General features: G+C 60.0%; 21 protein-coding genes and 1 tRNA gene. 6 read left to right on the top strand and 16 right to left on the bottom strand.

Going from position 1 to position 19,755, the window contains the following annotated elements; translation table 11 throughout:
- Positions 1 to 300: 300 nt before the first annotated feature.
- From ychF to PseuLF5_RS26120, 8 genes are all read right to left on the bottom strand, one after another.
- The gene (ychF, locus tag PseuLF5_RS26085) at positions 301 to 1,401 is read right to left on the bottom strand and encodes a redox-regulated ATPase YchF (RefSeq protein WP_103306068.1); all 1,101 of its coding nucleotides are present in this window, start codon (positions 1,399 to 1,401) and stop codon (positions 301 to 303) included.
- Between the two features lie 22 nt (positions 1,402 to 1,423).
- Positions 1,424 to 2,008, bottom strand: coding sequence for an aminoacyl-tRNA hydrolase (pth, locus tag PseuLF5_RS26090; RefSeq protein ID WP_003228164.1), 585 nt, complete (start codon positions 2,006 to 2,008; stop codon positions 1,424 to 1,426).
- 171 nt (positions 2,009 to 2,179) lie between these two features.
- The gene (locus PseuLF5_RS26095) at positions 2,180 to 2,782 is read right to left on the bottom strand and encodes a 50S ribosomal protein L25/general stress protein Ctc (RefSeq protein ID WP_340134993.1); all 603 of its coding nucleotides are present in this window, start codon (positions 2,780 to 2,782) and stop codon (positions 2,180 to 2,182) included.
- A 141-nt stretch (positions 2,783 to 2,923) separates the two neighbouring features.
- Positions 2,924 to 3,865, bottom strand: coding sequence for a ribose-phosphate pyrophosphokinase (locus PseuLF5_RS26100; RefSeq protein ID WP_003171603.1), 942 nt, complete (start codon positions 3,863 to 3,865; stop codon positions 2,924 to 2,926).
- Between the two features lie 45 nt (positions 3,866 to 3,910).
- Positions 3,911 to 3,985: transfer RNA gene (locus PseuLF5_RS26105), tRNA-Gln, on the bottom strand.
- A 36-nt stretch (positions 3,986 to 4,021) separates the two neighbouring features.
- The gene (ispE, locus tag PseuLF5_RS26110; protein WP_340134994.1) at positions 4,022 to 4,873 is read right to left on the bottom strand and encodes a 4-(cytidine 5'-diphospho)-2-C-methyl-D-erythritol kinase; all 852 of its coding nucleotides are present in this window, start codon (positions 4,871 to 4,873) and stop codon (positions 4,022 to 4,024) included.
- A gap of 2 nt (positions 4,874 to 4,875) precedes the next feature.
- A complete protein-coding gene (lolB, locus tag PseuLF5_RS26115; protein ID WP_123463027.1) occupies positions 4,876 to 5,493 on the bottom strand; it encodes a lipoprotein insertase outer membrane protein LolB in 618 nt (205 codons plus the stop codon).
- 3 nt (positions 5,494 to 5,496) lie between these two features.
- On the bottom strand, positions 5,497 to 7,221 hold the full coding sequence (locus PseuLF5_RS26120; protein ID WP_222834305.1) for a tetratricopeptide repeat protein: 1,725 nt from the start codon (positions 7,219 to 7,221) through the stop codon (positions 5,497 to 5,499).
- Between the two features lie 261 nt (positions 7,222 to 7,482).
- On the opposite strand from PseuLF5_RS26120, the gene hemA reads away from it, so the two are divergent.
- The 6 genes from hemA to PseuLF5_RS26150 all read left to right on the top strand — a co-directional run bounded on the left by hemA (position 7,483) and on the right by PseuLF5_RS26150 (position 12,843).
- On the top strand, positions 7,483 to 8,769 hold the full coding sequence (gene hemA, locus PseuLF5_RS26125) for a glutamyl-tRNA reductase (RefSeq protein WP_102356846.1): 1,287 nt from the start codon (positions 7,483 to 7,485) through the stop codon (positions 8,767 to 8,769).
- Positions 8,766 to 9,848, top strand: a complete 1,083-nt coding sequence (gene prfA / locus PseuLF5_RS26130; RefSeq protein ID WP_123463031.1) for a peptide chain release factor 1 — start codon at positions 8,766 to 8,768, stop codon at positions 9,846 to 9,848. The genes hemA and prfA overlap by 4 nt, the downstream gene beginning before the upstream one ends.
- The gene (gene prmC, locus PseuLF5_RS26135) at positions 9,849 to 10,679 is read left to right on the top strand and encodes a peptide chain release factor N(5)-glutamine methyltransferase (protein ID WP_186748001.1); all 831 of its coding nucleotides are present in this window, start codon (positions 9,849 to 9,851) and stop codon (positions 10,677 to 10,679) included. It begins immediately after the preceding gene.
- Entirely contained in the window at positions 10,673 to 11,428 is a 756-nt protein-coding gene (locus PseuLF5_RS26140; RefSeq protein WP_123463035.1) for a molybdopterin-synthase adenylyltransferase MoeB, read from the top strand. The genes prmC and PseuLF5_RS26140 overlap by 7 nt, the downstream gene beginning before the upstream one ends.
- Complete coding sequence (murI, locus tag PseuLF5_RS26145) at positions 11,421 to 12,212, top strand: glutamate racemase (RefSeq protein WP_123463037.1); 792 nt, start codon at positions 11,421 to 11,423, stop codon at positions 12,210 to 12,212. The genes PseuLF5_RS26140 and murI overlap by 8 nt, the downstream gene beginning before the upstream one ends.
- 112 nt (positions 12,213 to 12,324) lie before the next feature.
- Positions 12,325 to 12,843 (top strand): acyloxyacyl hydrolase, encoded by a 519-nt coding sequence (locus tag PseuLF5_RS26150; RefSeq protein WP_340134996.1) that lies wholly within the window; start codon positions 12,325 to 12,327, stop codon positions 12,841 to 12,843.
- A 107-nt stretch (positions 12,844 to 12,950) separates the two neighbouring features.
- On the opposite strand, the gene PseuLF5_RS26155 is transcribed toward PseuLF5_RS26150, so the two are convergent.
- The 8 genes from PseuLF5_RS26155 to phrB are packed head-to-tail and all read right to left on the bottom strand — an operon-like array spanning position 12,951 to position 19,737.
- The gene (locus PseuLF5_RS26155) at positions 12,951 to 13,256 is read right to left on the bottom strand and encodes a YkgJ family cysteine cluster protein (RefSeq protein WP_123463041.1); all 306 of its coding nucleotides are present in this window, start codon (positions 13,254 to 13,256) and stop codon (positions 12,951 to 12,953) included.
- Positions 13,257 to 13,308: 52 nt separating this feature from the next.
- A complete protein-coding gene (locus PseuLF5_RS26160) occupies positions 13,309 to 13,800 on the bottom strand; it encodes a DUF2878 domain-containing protein (RefSeq protein WP_123463043.1) in 492 nt (163 codons plus the stop codon).
- Positions 13,793 to 15,058 carry an SAM-dependent methyltransferase gene (locus PseuLF5_RS26165; RefSeq protein WP_123463045.1) on the bottom strand — a complete coding sequence of 422 codons (1,266 nt, stop codon included), beginning with the start codon at positions 15,056 to 15,058 and terminating at the stop codon, positions 13,793 to 13,795. Before PseuLF5_RS26165 ends, PseuLF5_RS26160 begins: the two co-directional genes overlap by 8 nt.
- Positions 15,045 to 15,860: a DUF1365 domain-containing protein gene (locus PseuLF5_RS26170; protein ID WP_123463047.1), complete on the bottom strand. Its 816-nt coding sequence runs from the start codon at positions 15,858 to 15,860 to the stop codon at positions 15,045 to 15,047. Before PseuLF5_RS26170 ends, PseuLF5_RS26165 begins: the two co-directional genes overlap by 14 nt.
- A complete protein-coding gene (locus tag PseuLF5_RS26175) occupies positions 15,857 to 17,104 on the bottom strand; it encodes an NAD(P)/FAD-dependent oxidoreductase (RefSeq protein ID WP_222834309.1) in 1,248 nt (415 codons plus the stop codon). Before PseuLF5_RS26175 ends, PseuLF5_RS26170 begins: the two co-directional genes overlap by 4 nt.
- Positions 17,101 to 17,883: an SDR family NAD(P)-dependent oxidoreductase gene (locus PseuLF5_RS26180; RefSeq protein ID WP_123463051.1), complete on the bottom strand. Its 783-nt coding sequence runs from the start codon at positions 17,881 to 17,883 to the stop codon at positions 17,101 to 17,103. Before PseuLF5_RS26180 ends, PseuLF5_RS26175 begins: the two co-directional genes overlap by 4 nt.
- Positions 17,880 to 18,302, bottom strand: a complete 423-nt coding sequence (locus PseuLF5_RS26185) for a nuclear transport factor 2 family protein (RefSeq protein ID WP_123463053.1) — start codon at positions 18,300 to 18,302, stop codon at positions 17,880 to 17,882. Before PseuLF5_RS26185 ends, PseuLF5_RS26180 begins: the two co-directional genes overlap by 4 nt.
- Complete coding sequence (phrB, locus tag PseuLF5_RS26190) at positions 18,295 to 19,737, bottom strand: deoxyribodipyrimidine photo-lyase (protein WP_340134997.1); 1,443 nt, start codon at positions 19,735 to 19,737, stop codon at positions 18,295 to 18,297. Before phrB ends, PseuLF5_RS26185 begins: the two co-directional genes overlap by 8 nt.
- Positions 19,738 to 19,755 lie beyond the last annotated feature (18 nt).

The following is a 19,755-nucleotide window of genomic DNA, read 5'->3' on the forward strand; positions in this document are numbered from 1 at the left end:
TTGCTGGGGCATCTGGCGGATGTGCACGGGATTGAGTACGTGTATTTCCTGTGTTCGTTCCTGCCACTATTTGGCGTACTGGCGATTTTCCTGCCACGCACCAAAAAGGCCTGATCCCACAAACATCCCCTGTGGGAGCGAGCTTGCTCGCGAAGGCGTCGTGTCAGTCGACGAATGCTTTGCTGACACTCCGCTTTCGCGAGCAAGCTCGCTCCCACAAATTGTCAGGTGGTGTGGCGGAGAATATTTCAGGCACAAAAAAGCCGCGTATCAAACGCGGCTTTTTTTTGGGCGTGTCGCTTACACGTTGAAGCGGAAGTGCATCACGTCGCCGTCTTTAACGATGTAATCCTTGCCTTCCAGACGCCATTTACCGGCTTCTTTGGTACCGGCTTCGCCCTTGTACTGGATGAAGTCGTTGTAGGCGATCACTTCGGCGCGGATGAAGCCTTTTTCGAAGTCAGTGTGGATCACGCCGGCCGCTTGTGGTGCGGTGGCACCGACTTTGACGGTCCAGGCGCGGACTTCTTCGACACCGGCGGTGAAGTAGGTCTGCAGGTGCAGCATTTCGTAGCCGGCGCGGATCACGCGGTTCAGACCAGGCTCTTCCAGGCCCAGGGCCTCGAGGAACATGTCCTTCTCTTCGCCGTCGTCGAGCTCGGCGATTTCCGCTTCGATCTTGTTGCAGACCGGAACCACCATCGCGCCTTCTTCCTCGGCAATGGCCTTGACCACGTCCAGGTGCGGGTTGTTCTCGAAACCGTCTTCAGCGACGTTGGCGATGTACATGACCGGCTTGGTGGTCAGCAGGTGGAAGCCCTTGATCACGGCCTTTTCGTCAGCGCTCATGTTCTTCATCAGGCTGCGCGCCGGCTTGGCTTCGGTGAAGTGTGCGATCAGTTGCTCCAGCAGAGCCTTCTGAACCACGGCGTCCTTGTCACCGCCCTTGGCGTTGCGCGCAACTTTCTGCAGTTGCTTCTCGCAGCTGTCGAGGTCGGCGAAGATCAGTTCCAGGTCGATGATTTCGATGTCGCGCTTCGGGTCGACGCTGTTCGACACGTGGATCACGTTGTCATCTTCGAAGCAGCGCACCACGTGAGCGATGGCGTCGGTTTCGCGGATGTTGGCCAGGAACTTGTTGCCCAGGCCTTCACCTTTCGACGCGCCGGCCACCAGGCCTGCGATGTCGACGAATTCCATGGTGGTCGGCAGGATGCGCTTCGGATTGACGATGGCCGCCAAGGCTTCCAGACGAGGATCGGGCATCGGCACGATGCCGCTGTTCGGCTCGATGGTGCAGAAGGGGAAGTTCTCGGCCGCGATACCGGATTTGGTCAGGGCGTTGAACAGGGTGGACTTGCCGACGTTAGGCAGGCCGACGATGCCGCAATTGAATCCCATGGTGTTTCCCCTCGGATTAGAGTCAGGCCTTCTGGCTGTGCAGGTTTTTCATCGCGCGGTTCCATTCCCCGGCGAGGATATCCGGCAGCACGCCGAGGGCAAAGTCGATGCTGGCATCGAGTTTTTCCTGTTCGGCGCGTGGCGCACGACCCAGGACGAAATTTGAAACCATACTGGCAACGCCCGGGTGGCCAATGCCAAGCCGCAGGCGGTAGAACGTATTCTGATTACCCAGTTGCGCGATGATGTCGCGCAACCCGTTGTGACCGCCATGGCCGCCGCCCTGTTTGAGCTTGGCGACGCCCGGAGGCAAGTCGAGTTCGTCATGCGCCACCAGGATTTCTTCAGGCTTGATGCGGAAGAAACCGGCGAGTGCCGCCACGGCCTGGCCGCTGCGGTTCATGTAGGTGGTGGGAATCAGCAGACGAACATCCTGACCCTGATGCGAATAGCGCCCGGTCAGGCCGAAATACTTGCGATCGGCCACAAGGTTCACACCTTGCGCGGCAGCGATGCGCTCAACAAAAAGGGCCCCTGCGTTATGCCGGGTCTGTTCGTATTCGGCGCCTGGATTTCCCAGGCCAACGATCAGTTTGATGGCAGTCACGATAGGGGCCCTTCCTTGGAGTGGTGGATAACATCGCCGCAATCGGAGGCTGCGGCGAAAGTGGACGAAAATTGCTCATTTACCATGAATGTAAACTCCGCGTTCTCGCCCGCTTTCTCGCTACGTTCCAGTCCGCGATGTTACTTGCTCACTCCGGCGTAACAGAGTGAATTACTCTGCTGCGCCTTCTTCGGTAGCTTCTGGAGCAACACGTGGAGCGTGGACGTTGGCAACAGCCTTGTCATCGCCGTGTGCCAGAGCAACGAACTCAACGCCTTTAGGAGCTTTGAGGTCCGACAGGTGAATGATCGAACCGATTTCAGCGTCAGCCAGGTCGACTTCGATGAACTCAGGCAGATCTTTCGGCAGGCAGGTCACTTCGATTTCAGCAACAACGTGCGAAATCTCGCCGCCTTTCTTCACTGGAGCAGCTTCGTTGATGAAGTGCACAGGAACGATAGCGGTCAGTTTCTGGTCAGCGACAACGCGTACGAAGTCAGCGTGCATCACGTGGCCTTTGGCCGGGTGACGCTGCAGAGCTTTGATGATTACGTTTTGCTTGGTGCCACCAACGTTCAGCTCGATGATGTGGCTGTAAGCCGCTTCGTTTTCGAGCAGTTTGGCAACTTCTTTGGCCAGCATGCTGATGGATTCAGGGGCTTTTTCGCCACCGTAAACAACAGCTGGAACCAGAGCGGCGAGACGACGCAGGCGGCGGCTCGCACCTTTCCCCAGGTCGGAACGCACTTCAGCATTCAGAGTAAATTCGTTCATTTTGTATCTCCAAAATAGCCATGACCGAGTGGCGTTTGCGACCAGCGCCAAACACGGTATGGGCAAAAAAGCCCCGCCCCGGCAGGAATGCCGGGGCGGGGCGCTTTTCGTCAACGAGACATTTCGAGAAGGGCAGGGCCCTTAACGGAACATCGCGCTGATCGATTCTTCATTGCTGATGCGGCGAACCGCTTCGGCAACAACCGGTGCGATATCCAGTTGACGGATACGTGCACAGGCTTGTGCTGCAGCGGACAGCGGGATGGTGTTAGTCACCACCAGCTCGTCCAGCACGGAATTTTCGATATTCTCGATGGCCCGACCCGACAGCACAGGGTGTGTGCAGTAGGCAAAGACCTTGGCTGCGCCATGCTCTTTCAGGGCCTTGGCCGCGTGGCACAGGGTGCCGGCGGTATCGACCATGTCATCGACCAGAATGCAGGTACGCCCTTCGACATCACCGATGATATGCATCACTTCAGAGTGATTGGCTTTCTCACGGCGTTTGTCGATGATCCCGAGATCCACGCCCAAGGATTTGGCAACGGCACGTGCACGCACGACGCCACCAATGTCCGGGGACACGATCATCAGGTTTTCGAAGCGCTGATCTTCAATGTCATCCACCAGAACCGGGGAGCCGTAGATGTTATCTACCGGAATATCGAAGAAGCCCTGAATCTGGTCAGCATGCAGATCAACCGTGAGAACACGGTCGATGCCGACTACGGTAAGCATGTCAGCGACGACTTTCGCGCTGATAGCCACACGTGCGGAACGCGGACGGCGATCCTGACGGGCATAACCAAAATAAGGAATAACAGCAGTGATACGAGTAGCTGAGGAGCGGCGGAAGGCATCAGCCATCACTACCAGTTCCATCAGGTTATCGTTGGTCGGGGCGCAAGTCGGCTGAATAATGAAAACGTCTTTACCGCGAACGTTTTCATTGATCTCGGCAGTAATTTCGCCGTCGGAAAACTTACCGACAGAGATGTCACCGAGAGGGATATGCAGCTGACGTACAACACGCCGAGCCAGATCGGGGTTAGCATTCCCCGTAAAGACCATCATCTTGGACACGCGCAGTACCTAGAGGCTGAGGGTAACCTGGATGAGTATAGAAAATGGCAGGGGCGGCTGGATTCGAACCAACGCATGGCAGGATCAAAACCTGCTGCCTTACCGCTTGGCGACGCCCCTGTATCTGTTGCATCAAGTGCCGAGCACTTGGTTCCTTTAGAGCAGACTTTGCAGCTTGCGGTGCAACATTGAAATGTTGCTGCCTTTTGCTACAAACCCTGTAAGGGTCTCTGTCAGAAGGGCCGAGACTTTATCAGCTTCAGCTTTGCTTGGGAAGCCCCCAAACACACAACTTCCAGTTCCGGTGAGCTTTGCTTCGGTAAATTTACCTAACAAATCCAACGCGTTACGCACTTCTGGATAACGCCTTGCAACCACCGGCAAGCAGTCATTTCGACTGTTTCCCTCGGGAACGGGGCGCACTTTAATGGGCGGCGTGTTACGTGTCAACAAAGGATCGGAAAAAATTTCTGCCGTACTTACAGAGACTTGCGGCACGAGCACCAGATACCACGGTTCTTCGGGATCGACCGCGGTCAGTTTCTCGCCCACACCCTCGGCAAACGCTGCATGGCCACGGACGAAAACCGGCACGTCGGCACCCAGCGACAGGCCCAGTGCGGCCAGGCGATCTTCATCCCAGCCCAACTGCCAGAGATGGTTGAGCCCCAGCAGAGTGGTCGCCGCATTTGAACTGCCGCCACCAATGCCGCCGCCCATGGGCAGAACCTTGTCGATCCAGATATCAATGCCCAGCGTGCAGCCGGATTGCTGCTGCAACATTTTTGCCGCGCGCACGATCAGGTTGCTGTCGTGGGGCACGCCGGGGAATTCGGTGTGCAGCTGAATTACACCGTCATCGCGCACGGCGAAGGTGATTTCATCGCCGTAATCGACAAATTGAAACAGCGTCTGCAATTCGTGGTAGCCATCTGCGCGACGACCAAGAATGTGCAGCATCAGATTGAGCTTGGCCGGCGACGGCAGGGTCAGGCGTGCTGCGGTCATGCTTATTGCCCCAGCTTGCGTGGCTGCCAGGTCTTGATCACCAGCGTCACGTCCAGGTCGGTGCCGTGCAGTTTGATGCGCTCGGGCAACCAGTAACCGTTTTGTTCGGTGTAGGCGGTGTATTCGACTGTCCAGCCATCCTGTTCAAGATTGGCCAGGCGGCTGTTAGCGTCCAGATTGAGACGGCTTTTGCTGTTGGGCGCCGGCAGGCCGCGCACCCACCAGGCCAGATTCGAGACCGGCAGTTTCCAGCCCAGCTGTTCTTCGAGCAGCGCTTCCGGCGACTCGGAGTCATAACGACCCTGATTGGCGACTTCCAGCGACACCTTGCCCGGACGCCCGGTCAGGCGGGCCGCGCCACGACCCAGCGGGCCGGACAGGCGAATGTCGTAGTAGTCCTGACGTTGCAGCCAGAACAGCGTGCCGCTGCCCGAGTCTTTCGGGGCGCGAATGCCGATCTTGCCGTCGATCTGCCAGCCGTCGAGGCCAGCCAACTGTTGTTTGTTTGCGGCCCATTGAGCCGGGCTGCCGTGGCCCTCGACCGATTCGCGAGCACCGAAACCCGCGCAACCGGCGAGCAGGGCGATGAAGCTGAAAACAATAACGTGGCGCAAAAACATGAGTTAGAGAGTCTCGGATCCGGTCAGGCGCTTGATGGTACTGCGCAGAATGGTGCTGTCGGGCTGATCCTTGAGGAACTTGCCCCAGATCTGTTTGGCTTCCCGTTGGTTGCCCTTGATCCACAGCACTTCGCCCAGGTGAGCGGCCACTTCGTGATCAGGGAAGCGCTCCAGCGCCTGACGCAGATATTTCTCGGCGTCGTCCAGGTTGCCCAGGCGGAAATTCACCCAGCCGAGGCTGTCGAGTACCGCCGGATCTTCCGGGTTGATCTGGTGCGCCTGCTCGATCAGCGCCTTGGCTTCGGCGTAGCGGGTCGTACGGTCAGACAGGGTGTAGCCCAAAGCGTTCAGCGCCATGGCGTTGTCCGGATCGCGCTTGATGATCAGGCGCAAGTCCTTTTCCATCTGTGCCAGGTCGTTGCGTTTTTCCGCGAGCATCGCCCGGGTGTACAGCAGATTCAGATCGTCCGGGTACTGCTGCAGGGCTTGCTGCAAGACTTTCCAGGCCTTGTCGTCCTGTTTGTTGGCCGACAGGGTTTCCGATTCGATCAGGTACAACTGAATCGCATAGTCAGGCTGGGCATCGCGTTCGGCGGCCAGTTTGCTCTGGGCTTCAGCGGTCTTGCCGTTGTTCATCAGGATGTCGGCCTGACGCAACTGCGCTGGCAGGTAATCGTTGCCCGGGCCGACCTGGGCGTACTCGATGAGCGCGCCTTGCGGGTCGTTGCGTTCTTCGGCGATGCGGCCGAGGTTCAGGTGCGCCGAATCGACGTGGCTCTCACGGGCGATCAGGTCTTCCAGATAACCCTTGGCTTCTTCCCAGGCCTTGGCTTCCAGGCAGACCAGTGCCAGCGAATAGCGCAGTTCGTCGTCTTCCGGGTATTGCTGAACCAGGCTGGAGAACTCGGCCTTGGCGTCGTCCATTCGATCCTGTTCGACCAGCATGCGCGCGTAAGTCAGGCGCAGGCGCTTGTCGTCCGGGTATTTCTTGATGCTTTTTTGCAGCAGCGGCAGGGCTTCGTCGCCACGGTTCAACAGCTGAAGCAGGCGCGCGCGCAGCAGAATCGGCGCGATTTCGCCGTCTTCCGGCGGGTGGTCTTCGAGCAGAGCCAGCGCCGCTTTGTTGTCGCCGTCCTGCTGCAGGAGCAGGGCCTTGCCGAAAATCAGCTGACTGTTGTTCGGGTGACGCTGCAACAAACGGTCGAAACTTTTCATCAGACCGTTGCGGGTTTCCTGATCAGTGTCGGCGGCCGACAGTGCAAGGAAGTCGAAATGGGTGTCGCCCTTGCCCTGCAGGACTTTCTCCATATAGACCATGGAGTCGTCATATCGCCCGGCGCGTGCCAGTTGCACGGCCGCGGCGCGTTGCGCTTCGAGGTCTTCCGGGGCGTTTTTTGCCCAAATGAGTGCGGTGTCCAGCGCCGGTTGATCAGCGCCGAGGTATTCGGCAATGCGGAAAGCACGCTCGGAAACGCCCGGATCCTGGGTATTGATCGCCTGGGTCACGTAGTTGTCCAGGGCAATGTCGAAACGATTGCGCTGGCCGGCGAGTTCGGCGCTCAACAGGCTGAAAACGGTTTCCTCGCTGAACGAGCTGTAAACCTTGGGCTTTTCAGGCGCGGGTGTGGTGCCTTCGACCGGCGGCGTGCCGTCCGGCGAAACGGGGGCCAAGGCCTGGCAGCCGCTGAGGAAGACAAAAGCGAGGAGCAACGCGGAAGATCTATTCATATAGGAAGAGGACGACTAACCTGCGGTCGGATCATCATGACACAAGCTTTCGGCCAAACATAACCGCTGAGGCAATTAAGACATCTGCGCATCTCTATGTAGGTGCAGGCTTCGGCAGCGCTGCCGGGGGCGGTGTGTACATAAACGAGAATGGATCGCAGCAGGCGGTGGATACAATAAGGGTGATAGATATCCAATAGTTGTTCTGAATCTGACGAAGTAGGACAATTGCCGGCTTCACGTCACCATCAGCGACCTTGAATGGCCTTCCTTGCACTCGGTATTAACCACAAGACTGCGTCCGTAGACGTCCGCGAGCGCGTGGCCTTTACGCCTGAGCAGCTGGTTGAGGCCTTGCAGCAGCTCTGCCGACTTACCGACAGCCGCGAAGCTGCGATCCTCTCCACCTGCAATCGCAGTGAGCTTTATATAGAACAGGATCAGCTGTCGGCTGACATCGTGCTGCGCTGGCTGGCCGATTATCACCATTTGAGCCTCGACGAGCTGCGCGCGAGTGCTTATGTGCACGAAGATGATGCGGCAGTTCGTCACATGATGCGCGTCGCCTCCGGGCTCGATTCGCTGGTGTTGGGCGAACCGCAGATTCTCGGTCAGATGAAGTCGGCCTACGCCGTGGCCCGAGAGGCCGGCACCATCGGCCCGTTGCTCGGGCGCCTGTTCCAGGCGACGTTCAACGCCGCCAAACAAGTGCGTACCGATACGGCGATCGGCGAGAACCCGGTGTCCGTGGCGTTTGCGGCGGTCAGCCTGGCCAAACAGATTTTCAGCGACTTGCAACGCAGCCAGGCGCTGCTGATCGGCGCCGGCGAGACCATCACCCTGGTCGCCCGCCACTTGCATGAGCTGGGGGTCAAGCGCATCGTCGTCGCCAACCGTACGCTGGAGCGTGCGAGCCTGCTGGCCGAGCAGTTCGGCGCGCATGCGGTGTTGCTCTCGGACATCCCGGCGGAACTGGTGCGCAGTGACATCGTCATCAGTTCGACCGCCAGTCAGTTGCCGATCCTCGGCAAGGGCGCCGTCGAAAGCGCGCTGAAGCAGCGCAAGCACAAGCCGATCTTCATGGTCGACATTGCCGTGCCTCGGGATATCGAACCGGAAGTCGGCGAGCTCGACGACGTTTACCTCTATAGCGTCGACGATCTTCACGAAGTCGTCGCCGAAAACCTCAAGAGTCGCCAGGGCGCAGCGCAGGCGGCCGAAGAAATGGTCTCGGTCGGCGCCGACGACTTCATGGTGCGCCTGCGCGAATTGGCGGCGGTCGACGTGCTCAAGGCCTATCGTCAACAGAGCGAACGCCTGCGCGACGAGGAGCTGCAAAAAGCCCTGCGTCTGTTGGCCAACGGCGGTAACGCCGAAGACGTGCTGGGGCAACTGGCCCGTGGCCTGACCAATAAATTGTTGCACGCGCCCAGCGTGCAACTGAAAAAGCTTTCTGCCGAAGGCCGCCTCGATGCGCTGGCCATGGCCCAGGAACTCTTTGCCCTCGAGGGCTCACCGGATAGCTTTTCGGATAAAAAACCGCAATGAAAGCGTCACTGCTCAATAAGCTGGACATCCTCCAGGACCGTTTCGAGGAACTGACCGCACTGCTCGGCGACGGCGAGGTCATTGCCGATCAGGCCAGGTTTCGCGCCTACTCCAAGGAATACGCCGAACTCGAACCGGTCGTACACGCCTATAAAAAGCTGCTCAGCGTGCAGGGCGATCTTGAAGGCGCGCAGGCGCTGCTCAAGGATAGCGACCCGGACATGCGTGAAATGGCCGTGGAAGAAGTCCGCGAAGCCAAAGAATTGCTGATCACCCTGGAATCCGATCTGCAGCGAATGTTGCTGCCCAAGGATCCCAACGACGGTCGCAACGTCTTCCTCGAAATTCGCGCCGGCACCGGTGGCGACGAGGCGGCGATTTTCTCCGGCGACCTGTTCCGCATGTACTCGCGTTACGCCGAACGTCGTGGCTGGCGGGTGGAGATCCTTTCGGAAAACGAAGGCGAACACGGTGGCTATAAAGAAGTCATCGCCCGCATTGAAGGCGACAACGTTTACGGCAAGCTGAAATTCGAATCCGGCGCGCACCGCGTACAGCGTGTGCCGGCCACCGAATCCCAGGGCCGTATCCACACCTCGGCCTGCACCGTGGCGGTGTTGCCCGAGCCGGACGAGCGCGAAGCCATCGAGATCAACCCGGCGGACTTGCGCGTCGACACTTACCGTTCCTCCGGGGCTGGTGGGCAGCACGTCAACACGACCGATTCGGCGATCCGCATCACGCACATACCGACCGGCACCGTCGTTGAGTGTCAGGAAGAACGTTCCCAGCACAAGAACCGTGCCCGCGCCATGGCGTGGTTGTCGGCCAAGCTCAACGATCAACAAACCGCTGCGGCGGCCAATGCGATCGCCAGCGAGCGTAAATTGCTGGTGGGCTCGGGCGACCGTTCGGAGCGCATCCGCACCTACAACTTTGCCCAAGGCCGGGTCACCGACCATCGCGTCAACCTGACCCTGTATTCCCTGGATGAAATTCTCGCCGGTGGCGTGGAAGCGGTGATCGAGCCTTTGCTGGCCGAGTATCAGGCTGACCAACTCGCAGCGATAGGTGAATAAATGACCATCATTGCCAGCCTGTTGCGCGCCGCCGAATTGCCGGACTCACCGACTGCGCGCCTCGACGCCGAACTGCTCCTCGCTGCTGCGCTGGGCAAGTCGCGCAGCTTTCTGCACACCTGGCCCGAGCGCATCGTGCCGACAGAGGCCGCGCTGACGTTCGCCGAATACCTGCAACGGCGTCGTGGCGGCGAGCCGGTGGCCTATATTCTGGGGCAGCAAGGTTTCTGGAAACTCGATCTGGAAGTGGCGCCGCACACGCTGATCCCGCGTCCGGACACTGAGTTGCTGGTGGAAGCCGCGCTGGAGTTGCTCCCCGCGACCCCGGCCAAAGTCCTCGACCTTGGCACTGGCAGCGGCGCGATTGCTTTGGCGCTGGCCAGTGAGCGTCCGGCGTGGCGTGTCACGGCGGTCGATCGGGTGCTGGAAGCCGTCGCCCTGGCCGAGCGCAATCGCCAGCGTCTGCACCTGGACAACGCCACGGTGTTGAGCAGTCACTGGTTCAGCGCACTGGCAGGCCAGCGGTTTCAATTGATCATCAGCAACCCGCCCTATATTGCAGCGGCAGACCCGCACCTGGTCGAGGGCGATGTACGCTTCGAGCCGGCCAGCGCTCTGGTTGCCGGCGTGGACGGGCTCGACGATCTGCGCCTGATCGTCGCCCAGGCGCCGGAGCATCTGGAGGCGGGTGGCTGGCTGATGCTCGAGCACGGCTATGATCAAGCCGAAGCTGTGCGCGATTTGCTGCTGACCCGCGGTTTCGAAGAAGTCCACAGCCGCACCGATCTGGGCGGCCATCAACGGATCAGCCTGGGGCGCCTGCCGTGCTGAATGATCAGGAATTGCTGCGTTACAGTCGGCAGATTCTCCTGCAACACATCGACATCGACGGCCAACTGAAGCTCAAAGACAGCCGCGTGTTGATCGTCGGCCTCGGCGGGCTCGGTGCACCGGTTGCGTTGTATCTGGCGGCGGCGGGGGTCGGTGAGTTGCATCTCGCGGACTTCGACACGGTCGACCTGACCAACCTGCAACGCCAGATCATCCATGACACCGACAGTGTCGGCATGAGCAAGGTCGACTCGGCGCTCAAGCGACTGGGCGCGATCAACCCCGAGATTCGGCTGATCGCCCATCGTCAGGCGCTGGACGAGGACTCCCTCGCCGCGGCAGTGGCGGCGGTGGATCTGGTGCTCGATTGTTCCGATAATTTTTCGACGCGCGAGGCGGTCAACGCTGCGTGTGTGGCTGCGGGCAAACCGCTGGTCAGCGGCGCGGCGATTCGTCTTGAGGGGCAGTTGTCGGTGTTCGACCCGCGACGTCCCGAGAGCCCTTGCTACCACTGTTTATACGGGCACGGCAGCGAAGCCGAACTGACCTGCAGCGAAGCCGGCGTGGTCGGGCCGCTCGTGGGACTGGTCGGCAGCCTGCAAGCGCTGGAAGCCTTGAAGGTACTGGTCGGTTTCGGTGAGCCGCTGGTGGGCAGGCTGTTGTTGATCGATGCGTTGGGTTCGCGTTTCCGTGAACTGCGGGTCAAGCGCGATCCGGGATGCAGTGTCTGTGGATCGGCTCATGCGTGACGCACCGATCGCGGTGTTCGACTCCGGTGTCGGCGGCCTGTCGGTGCTGGCGGAAATCCAGCACTTGCTGCCCAATGAATCGCTGTTGTACTTCGCCGATTGCGGACACATCCCCTACGGCGAGAAAACCCCGGAGTTCATTCGCCAGCGTTGCAGCGTGATGGCCGGGTTTTTCCGTGAGCAGGGCGCCAAGGCCCTGGTGATCGCCTGCAACACCGCCACGGTGGCGGCGGTTGCCGAATTGCGCCGCGACTTCCCCGACTGGCCGATGGTCGGCATGGAGCCTGCGGTCAAGCCGGCAGCGGCGGCCACCCGCAGCGGCGTGGTCGGCGTACTCGCCACCACCGGCACTTTGCAGAGCGCAAAATTCGCCGCTTTGCTTGATCGTTTCGCCACGGATGTACGCGTCATTACCCAGCCATGCCCCGGTCTGGTCGAGCTGATCGAAAGCGGCGACCTGCACAGCGCCGAGTTGCGGCAGATGTTGCAAGGCTACGTCGAACCGCTGCTGGCCAATGGTTGTGACACGATCATTCTCGGCTGCACCCACTATCCTTTTCTCAAGCCGATGCTCAAGTCGATGATTCCGCCGGACATCAGCCTGATCGACACCGGCGCGGCGGTGGCGCGACAACTTCGGCGGTTGTTGGCCGAGCGCGATCTGCTTGCCGAGGGCCCGAACCGGGCGGTCAGATTCTGGACCAGTGCCGATCCGCAGTACTTCAAAAGTATTTTGCCGCTGTTGGGGCAAACAGCCGGCGATGTGCAAAACTTCAGCTTGTAAAAATAGTGTGAAATAACTAAAAAAACAGCTGAACTTCTGCGTAGGCCCTGGCTTCTATAGCGGTGATGCAACTAGAAAACCAAACGATCGTTCCGGAAAAGGAAGTTTCAAAGTGAAGCGACTATTCTGCTTGGCCGCGATTGCGGCCGCACTGATGGGGCAAAGCATTACCGCACAGGCTGCTGGCGTCGAGTTCGCCGTCGGTGCAACAAGCGATTCGACCATGACTTATCGCCTGGGGATGAATTTCGACTGGGACAAGAGCTGGCTGCAGAGCGACGTCGGTCGCCTGACCGGTTACTGGAGCGGCGCCTATACCTACTGGGAAGGTGACAAGACCTCCAGCAACAACAGCCTGTCGTTCTCGCCGGTGTTCGTTTACGAGTTTGCCGGCCAGTCGGTCAAACCGTATGTCGAGGCGGGTATTGGCGTGGCGGCGTTTTCCAACACTAAATACGAATCCAACAATATCGGCGGCTCTTTCCAGTTCGAAGACCGTTTCGGTGTTGGTCTGCGTTTCAATGGCGGGCATGAAGTCGGGATTCGTGCAACGCACTATTCCAACGCCGGCCTCTCCAGCGACAACGATGGGGTAGAAAGTTACTCGCTGCATTACACGATGCCGCTGTAACGGCTACATCTAATCCCTGTAGGAGTGAGTAGCGCAGTGTCAGTCAGACCAATGTTGACTGACACTGCGCTACTCACTCCTACATTTGTTTTGGGATGGTTTCGACGTTAGCGATACACCGTGGCAATACCTTTGCGCTCTTCGATGCATTCAGGCGCGCCCATTTCGAACTCGCGACAGATCAGCGGGCGCTTCTCATAGATCGTGCACATCATGGTGTTGCGATCCAGCGCTGCACACCAGCCGTCGTCCAGACGCAGCATCACTTCACCGCCCCAGTCATCGGTATCAATAAAGCGCTCGGGCACGCCAGTGTCGGTGATCAGCATCACTTCCAGCTGACAGCAGCAGGCCGCGCAGGTCGAGCACGTGACCGCAGGTTCGACGATTTGCCGGTGGGGAATGGTTTTCATGGCGGCAGTGTAAGGCAGTGACCGATGCGTGTGTGAACGCTCTGACAGACGCTCAGTGGCTCAACCGTCGGGCCATCGCATGCAGCAGCGGAAACAGCAGCGCCCAGAGCAGGCCGATGCCGATCAGGGTCGGTATCTCGCCATAGGGGAATTGCACGCCGGCCAGCCTTCCGCCGGCGTAATACGACAAGCCGCCGCCGACGGCGCCGAGCATGCTCGCCAGCCACCAGGGCCGTGCGCTCCATGCAAGGCAATGGCGCAGGGTGGTGGCCAGCAGGGCCCAGAGCAGCATCAGCCACAGTGGAATCAGCGGTGAAAGATCCTGAAACTCGAATACGTTCAAACCGCGCAACACGCTGTCCACCGCCGTGCCGACAATCACCACGCTCAGAATCAGCCGGCCTTCCTCCACCCAACTGCTGATCCAGCGCAGATGAATCACCAGCACGGCCAGCGCCAGCAGCAACCACAAACTGTTGCCGCCGAGCACGCAGGCCAGCCAGCCGATCTGGAACAGCAGCGCATTAGCCAGCCGCTCAAGCATCGAAGCGACCGAGCAGTGGCATCGGCATCGCCGCCGGTTTGGCCAGCAACAATTGCGCGGTGCCGATGGTGCGCTCGAGGAAGCCGCCCTCGCAGTAACACAGGTAGAACTCCCACAACCGCAGGAAGTAATCGTCGTAGCCCAACTCGCTCAGGCGCCCGTGGGCGTGGCGAAAGTTTTCGTGCCACATACGCAGGGTGCGCGCGTAGTGCAGGCCGAAATCTTCCATGTGCAGCAGGTTCATGTCGGTGTCGCGGCTGACCACTTCGAGCATTTTCTGCACACAGGGCAGGGCGCCGCCCGGGAAGATGTAACGCTGGATGAAATCGACTCCACGTTTGGCCTGTTCATAGCGCTGATCGCGGATGGTGATCGCCTGCAACAGCATCAGGCCGTTGCTTTTAAGCAGCTGTGCGCACTGCTTGAAGTAGGTCGGCAAAAAGCGATGGCCGACGGCTTCGATCATCTCGATCGACACCAGTTTGTCGTACTCGCCGGTGAGGTCGCGATAGTCCTTGAGTAACAGGGTGACGCGTTCCTGCAAGCCGAGCTGTTCGATGCGTCGTGCGGTAAACGCGTACTGCTCTTTGGACAGCGTGGTGGTGGTTACGCGGCAGCCATAATGCTGCGCCGCGTAGAGCGCCATGCTGCCCCAGCCGGTGCCGATCTCCAGCAGATGGTCAGTGGGTTTGAGCGCGAGTTTCTGGCAGATCCGCTCCAGTTTGTTCAGTTGTGCCTGTTCCAGGCTGTCTTCGGGCGAGAGGAATTGTGCGGCCGAGTACATCATGGTCGGATCAAGAAACTGCTCGAACAGCTCGTTGCCCAGGTCGTAGTGCGCGGCAATGTTTCGCTGCGAGCCCTTGCGCGTGTTGCGATTGAGCCAGTGCAAACCCTGCACCAGCGGACGGCCGAGGCGCGCCAGGCCACCCTCCATCGCGTCGAGCACATCAAGGTTGCTGACGAACACCCGTACCACCGCCGTCAGGTCTGGCGAACTCCAGTAGCCGTGGATAAACGCCTCGCCGGCACCGATTGAACCATTGCCGGCCACCATGCCCCACACGGCCGGATCGTTGACGTGGATTTCCCCGAGCACCGGACTGCCCGGCGTCCCGAACGTCAGGTGCTCGCCTTCCTCAATGACCCGCAGTTGCCCGTGTTTGAGCTGGGCCAGTTGGCGCAACACGCCACGGCGCAATAGCGATCCGGTCAGGCTGTGGGGGCTGAACCGGCTGACCGACAGGCTAGAGGATTTCATGGTGATGTTTCCTGGGAGGGACAGTGGCGGTTTGAAAGCTGCCGTCGGCAGCCTGATGAGCGAAAAGGGGCGCGCGTTTGCACAGCAGGCGCAGTGCTTGCCAATAAATCGCCAGGGCCGTTTTCGCGGTCATCCACGGAAAACGCCGCAGGTAACGGTGCAAGCTGCGGCGGTCGAGAGGCTCGCGTTGCAGGTTGAGGGTGGCGTCGAACAGTTTGTGTTCGCCCTGCCAGTCAGCCATGTGCACACCAAGGGTTTGTGCGGCGGGGCTGAAACTCATGCGGTATTCGAGGTCGCGCGGCAGAAACGGCGACACATGAAACGCCTTGGCCACGGCGAAGTGTTGATGAAAGTCCAACAGGTCGACTGGTGTGCGGGCCGGCAATACATAGTGATAGCGTTCACGCCACGGGGTGTTGGTGACTTCACAGACAATCGCTGCCAGTTGTCCGTCAGCCTCATGGCAATAAAAGAAACTCACCGGATTGAACGACAGGCCCCAACTGCGGGGTTGCGTCAGCAGGCAGACCGACCCTTGCGGGGCATGGCCGATGGCAGCGGCGACCTGCTGACGCACCGCGTCGATCAACCGCACACCGCGCTGGGTGAAGGTTTTGAGGTAATCGGTTTCGCGGAAGGAAAAGGGCGCAAACCTGCTCCGCCCCGCCAGTGGCGACAGCGCAAACACTTCGTCCTGTTCGCTCAGGTCGAGGTAGAGCAAACCGATCTTGTAGCGGAACTCATGCCGGCGCGGCGCGAAGCGCCGATGGCCGATCCAGCCGCTGTAAAGGGCACTGTTCATAAGGTTTCCCCGAACGCCGCAGCCACGCGCAATGCGCTGACCACGCCGTCTTCATGGAAGCCGTTGGCCCAATAGGCGCCGCAATAATGGGTGTGCGCGACCCCGTCCAGTTCGCTCCAGCGTTGTTGTGCCGCCACGGCGGCGAGGCTGTATTGCGGGTGGGCGTAGGTGAAGCGCGCCAGGATTTTGTCCGGGGAGATGCCGGCGCTCTGATTCAGGCTGACGCAGAACGTGGTGTCGCTCTGAATACCTTGCAGGATGTTCATGTCGTAGGTCACGGCGGCCTGGGTGTGACCGGCGCCGCCGAGGCGATAGTTCCAGCTCGCCCAGGCCAGTTTGCGCGTGGGCAGCAGGCCGGTGTCGGTGTGCAGCACCACTTCATTGTCGGCATAGGGCAGGGCGCCGAGGATCGACCGTTCGGCAGCGCTCGGGCTGGCGAGCAGTTGCAGGGCCTGATCGCTGTGACAGGCGAATACGACTTTGTCGAAGTGTTCGATGCCTGCCGGGCTGTGGATAAACACACCATGTTCGTCGCGCTCGACGCGGGTCACTCCACAGTTCAGGCGAATGTTGTCTTTGAACGATTCCGTCAACGGCGCAATGTACGCGCTGGAACCCCCTTCGACGACCCGCCATTGCGGACGATTGCTGACCGACAGCAGACCGTGGTTCTTGAAGAACCGTACGAAGAATTGCAGCGGAAACTTGAGCATCTCGGCCATCGGCATCGACCAGATCGCCGCGCCCATCGGCACGATGTAATGCAGGATGAAGCGCTCGCCATACCCGCCGGCCTTGAGGTAGTCGTCGAGCGTCATGTCGCTGGCGATGCGCCGTTCGGCGAGGTCGCGCTGGGCCTCTTTATTGAAGCGCAGTATGTCGCGCAACATGCCCCAGAACCCCGGTGACCAGAGATTGCTGCGCTGGGCGAACAGACTGTTGAGGTTGTTGCCGTTGTATTCCAGGCCAGTGTCCGGATCGCTCACCGAGAAACTCATCTCGGTCGCTTTGCTCGCCACGCCGAGCTGGTCGAGCAGGCGAATGAAATTCGGATACGTCCAGTCATTGAACACGATGAACCCGGTATCCACCGCGTACTGGCGTCCGTCGACCGTGACCGGCACCGTGTGCGTATGACCGCCGACCCAGTCGCTGGCCTCGAACACCGTGACGTCATGTCGACGATCGAGCAGGTACGCGCAGGTGAGCCCGGCGATCCCGCTGCCGACGATAGCGATCTTCATGTTGGATCCGTCAGCGGAGGCGACTTGCGCACCATGCGCTTGCCAATGGCCAACTGCACACGTGCCGGCAGTTTCGACAACGGCCACAAGGCCGCCATGAACAGCGCCGGAAAAGCGATTTCCAGCGGGCGGTCCTTGAGCCTGGCGAAGATGTGACGTGCGGCTTTATCCACAGGCCAGCTGAGGGGCATCGGGAAATCGTTTTTGGCGGTCAGCGGGGTCTCGACGAAACCGGGGCTGACCACGGTGACTTCGATGCCTTCATCCGCCAGATCAATGCGCAGCGATTCGAACAGGTAACGCAGCCCGGCTTTCGATGCGCCGTAGGCTTCGGCTCTGGGCAACGGTAGATACGTCACCGAACTTGCGACCCCGACTAGGTGCGGTGCGGTGCCTTTGCGCAACAGCGGCAGGGCGGCTTCGATGCAGTAACTGCTGGCGAGCAGATTGGTACGCACCACGTGCTCGACGATGGAGGCGTCGAACTGCTTTGCATCGACATATTCACAGGTGCCGGCGTTGAGAATCACGGTGTCCAGTGAGCCCCATTCGGCGCTGATCTGTTCGCCGATCTCGCGCACTACCTGACTGTTGGTCAAATCGCCCGCGACCACCAGCACTTGCCCTGGATAACGCTGCGCCAACACTTTCAGTGGCGCCACCTGGCGCGCACTGACGGCCAGATGCGCACCGGTTTTCAGGATCTCTTCGGCGAGTGCTGCGCCGATGCCACTGCTGGCACCGGTCAGCCAATAACGCCGGGCAAGGGTACGACTCATCCCATTCTCCTTTTTAGCCACCTGATCAGCTGGCCCAATACGGGTAAATGTTCATACAACAGCGCACCGGCATCGAAATAATCCCGGTGGCGATAAACCTTGTCGTGCCAGAGCAGATGCGAGCAGCCGCTGACACGAATCACCTGGCCCCCCGCCAGTCGCGGATGGCGATAACTCATGACCCAACGCAAGTAGCCTTCGCCGTCGCCGATCGGGTCGAAACCATGAAAGTCGAACCGCAGCTCGCTGACATTGCTGTACAGCTCGCGAAAGTAATCTCGCAATTGCACCAGTCCCTGTACTTCGTGCAACGGGTCGGTGAAGTGAATGTCATCGCTGTACAGCTCGCCCAGGCGGTGCAGGTTGTCTTTATTCAACTGCGCGAATTGCCGGGCAAAACCGTGCAGGAATTCACTCATCACCTGCTCCTGTCGAGCGCGAAGGCAGGCTCTTGAACGCGGCCAATGCGCGATCGCGGGAGGCGCTGAGGTTGACGATGGGCGAAGGGTAGTCCGCCACGCCGAACAGCCCGCCGAGATTGGCCGGATTATGTATTTCCTTTTTATTCAACCGGGCCAGTTCAGGCAGCCAGTGCTTGATGAACAGGCCTTCGCTGTCGAATTTTTCCGACTGGCTCAACGGGTTGAAAATGCGGAAATACGGCGCCGAATCGGTACCGGTCGAAGCACTCCATTGCCAGCCACCGTTGTTCGCTGCCAGATCGCCATCGATCAGATGACGCATGAAAAAACGTTCGCCTTCGCGCCAGTCGATCAGCAGGTTCTTGGTCAGGAACATCGCCACCACCATGCGCAGGCGATTGTGCATCCAGCCGGTTTCGAGCAGCTGGCGCATGGCGGCATCAATGATCGGCAGGCCGGTACGCGCTTGTTGCCAGGCGGCGAGTTCGTCCGGTGCATGGCGCCATGCGAGGGCTTCGGTTTCCGGGCGGAAGGCACGATGGCGCGACACCCGTGGATAGCCGACCAGGATGTGCTTGTAGAACTCGCGCCACAGCAGCTCGTTGATCCAGGTGACGGCACCGACCTTGCCGCTGTCGAACTCGCCCTGATTGCTTTGCAGGGCGGCGTGCAGGCATTGGCGCGGCGAAATCACTCCGGCAGCGAGGTAAGCGGAAAGTTGACTGGTGCCGGGTTTTGCCGGGAAGTCGCGTTCGCTTTGGTAGTAATCGATTTGTGCGTCAGCGAAGGTGTCGAGGCGCCGCCGGGCTTCTTGTTCGCCGGCGGGCCACAGGGCGATCAAGGCCTCGCTCGGTGTTTCGAAACCTTTTATGGCGGCCGGCACCGGATCGCTGTGGATCGCCTGCGCGGCCTGTTTGCCGGGTGTCTTGACCAGCGCCGGCACCGAGCGGTGCAACCGTTCATAGCAGACCTTGCGGAACTGGCTGAACACCTGAAAGTAGGTGCCGGTGCGGGTCAGGACCGTGCCCGGCTGGAACAGCAACTGGTCGAGGTAACTGTGAAATTCGATTCCTTCGGCCTTCAGCACTTCGGCCACGGCGGCATCGCGACGGCTTTCGTGGACGCCGTATTCCTCGTTGACGTGCACCGCCTCGACCTTGAGTTCCCGGCAGAGCTTGAGCAACTGCGCCGGGGCCTGATGCCAATGCCCGGCCGTACGGATCAGTAAGGGAATATTCAGTTTGCCGAGGCTGTCGCTCAGTTCGCTCAGGTTGCGCAGCCAGAAGTCGACCTTGCACGGCGCGTCGTCATGTTCCTGCCACTGCTGTGGGCTCAACAGATAAACGGCCACCGTCGGGCCGCGGGCTGCGGCGGCCGCGAGGGCGGTATTGTCATGTTGGCGCAAGTCGCTGCGCAGCCAGATCAGTTGCATGATGTTTCTCGCAAACGC

This window comes from Pseudomonas sp. LF-5, from assembly GCF_037626295.1.
GTDB classification, from domain to species: Bacteria; Pseudomonadota; Gammaproteobacteria; order Pseudomonadales; family Pseudomonadaceae; genus Aquipseudomonas; species Aquipseudomonas monsensis.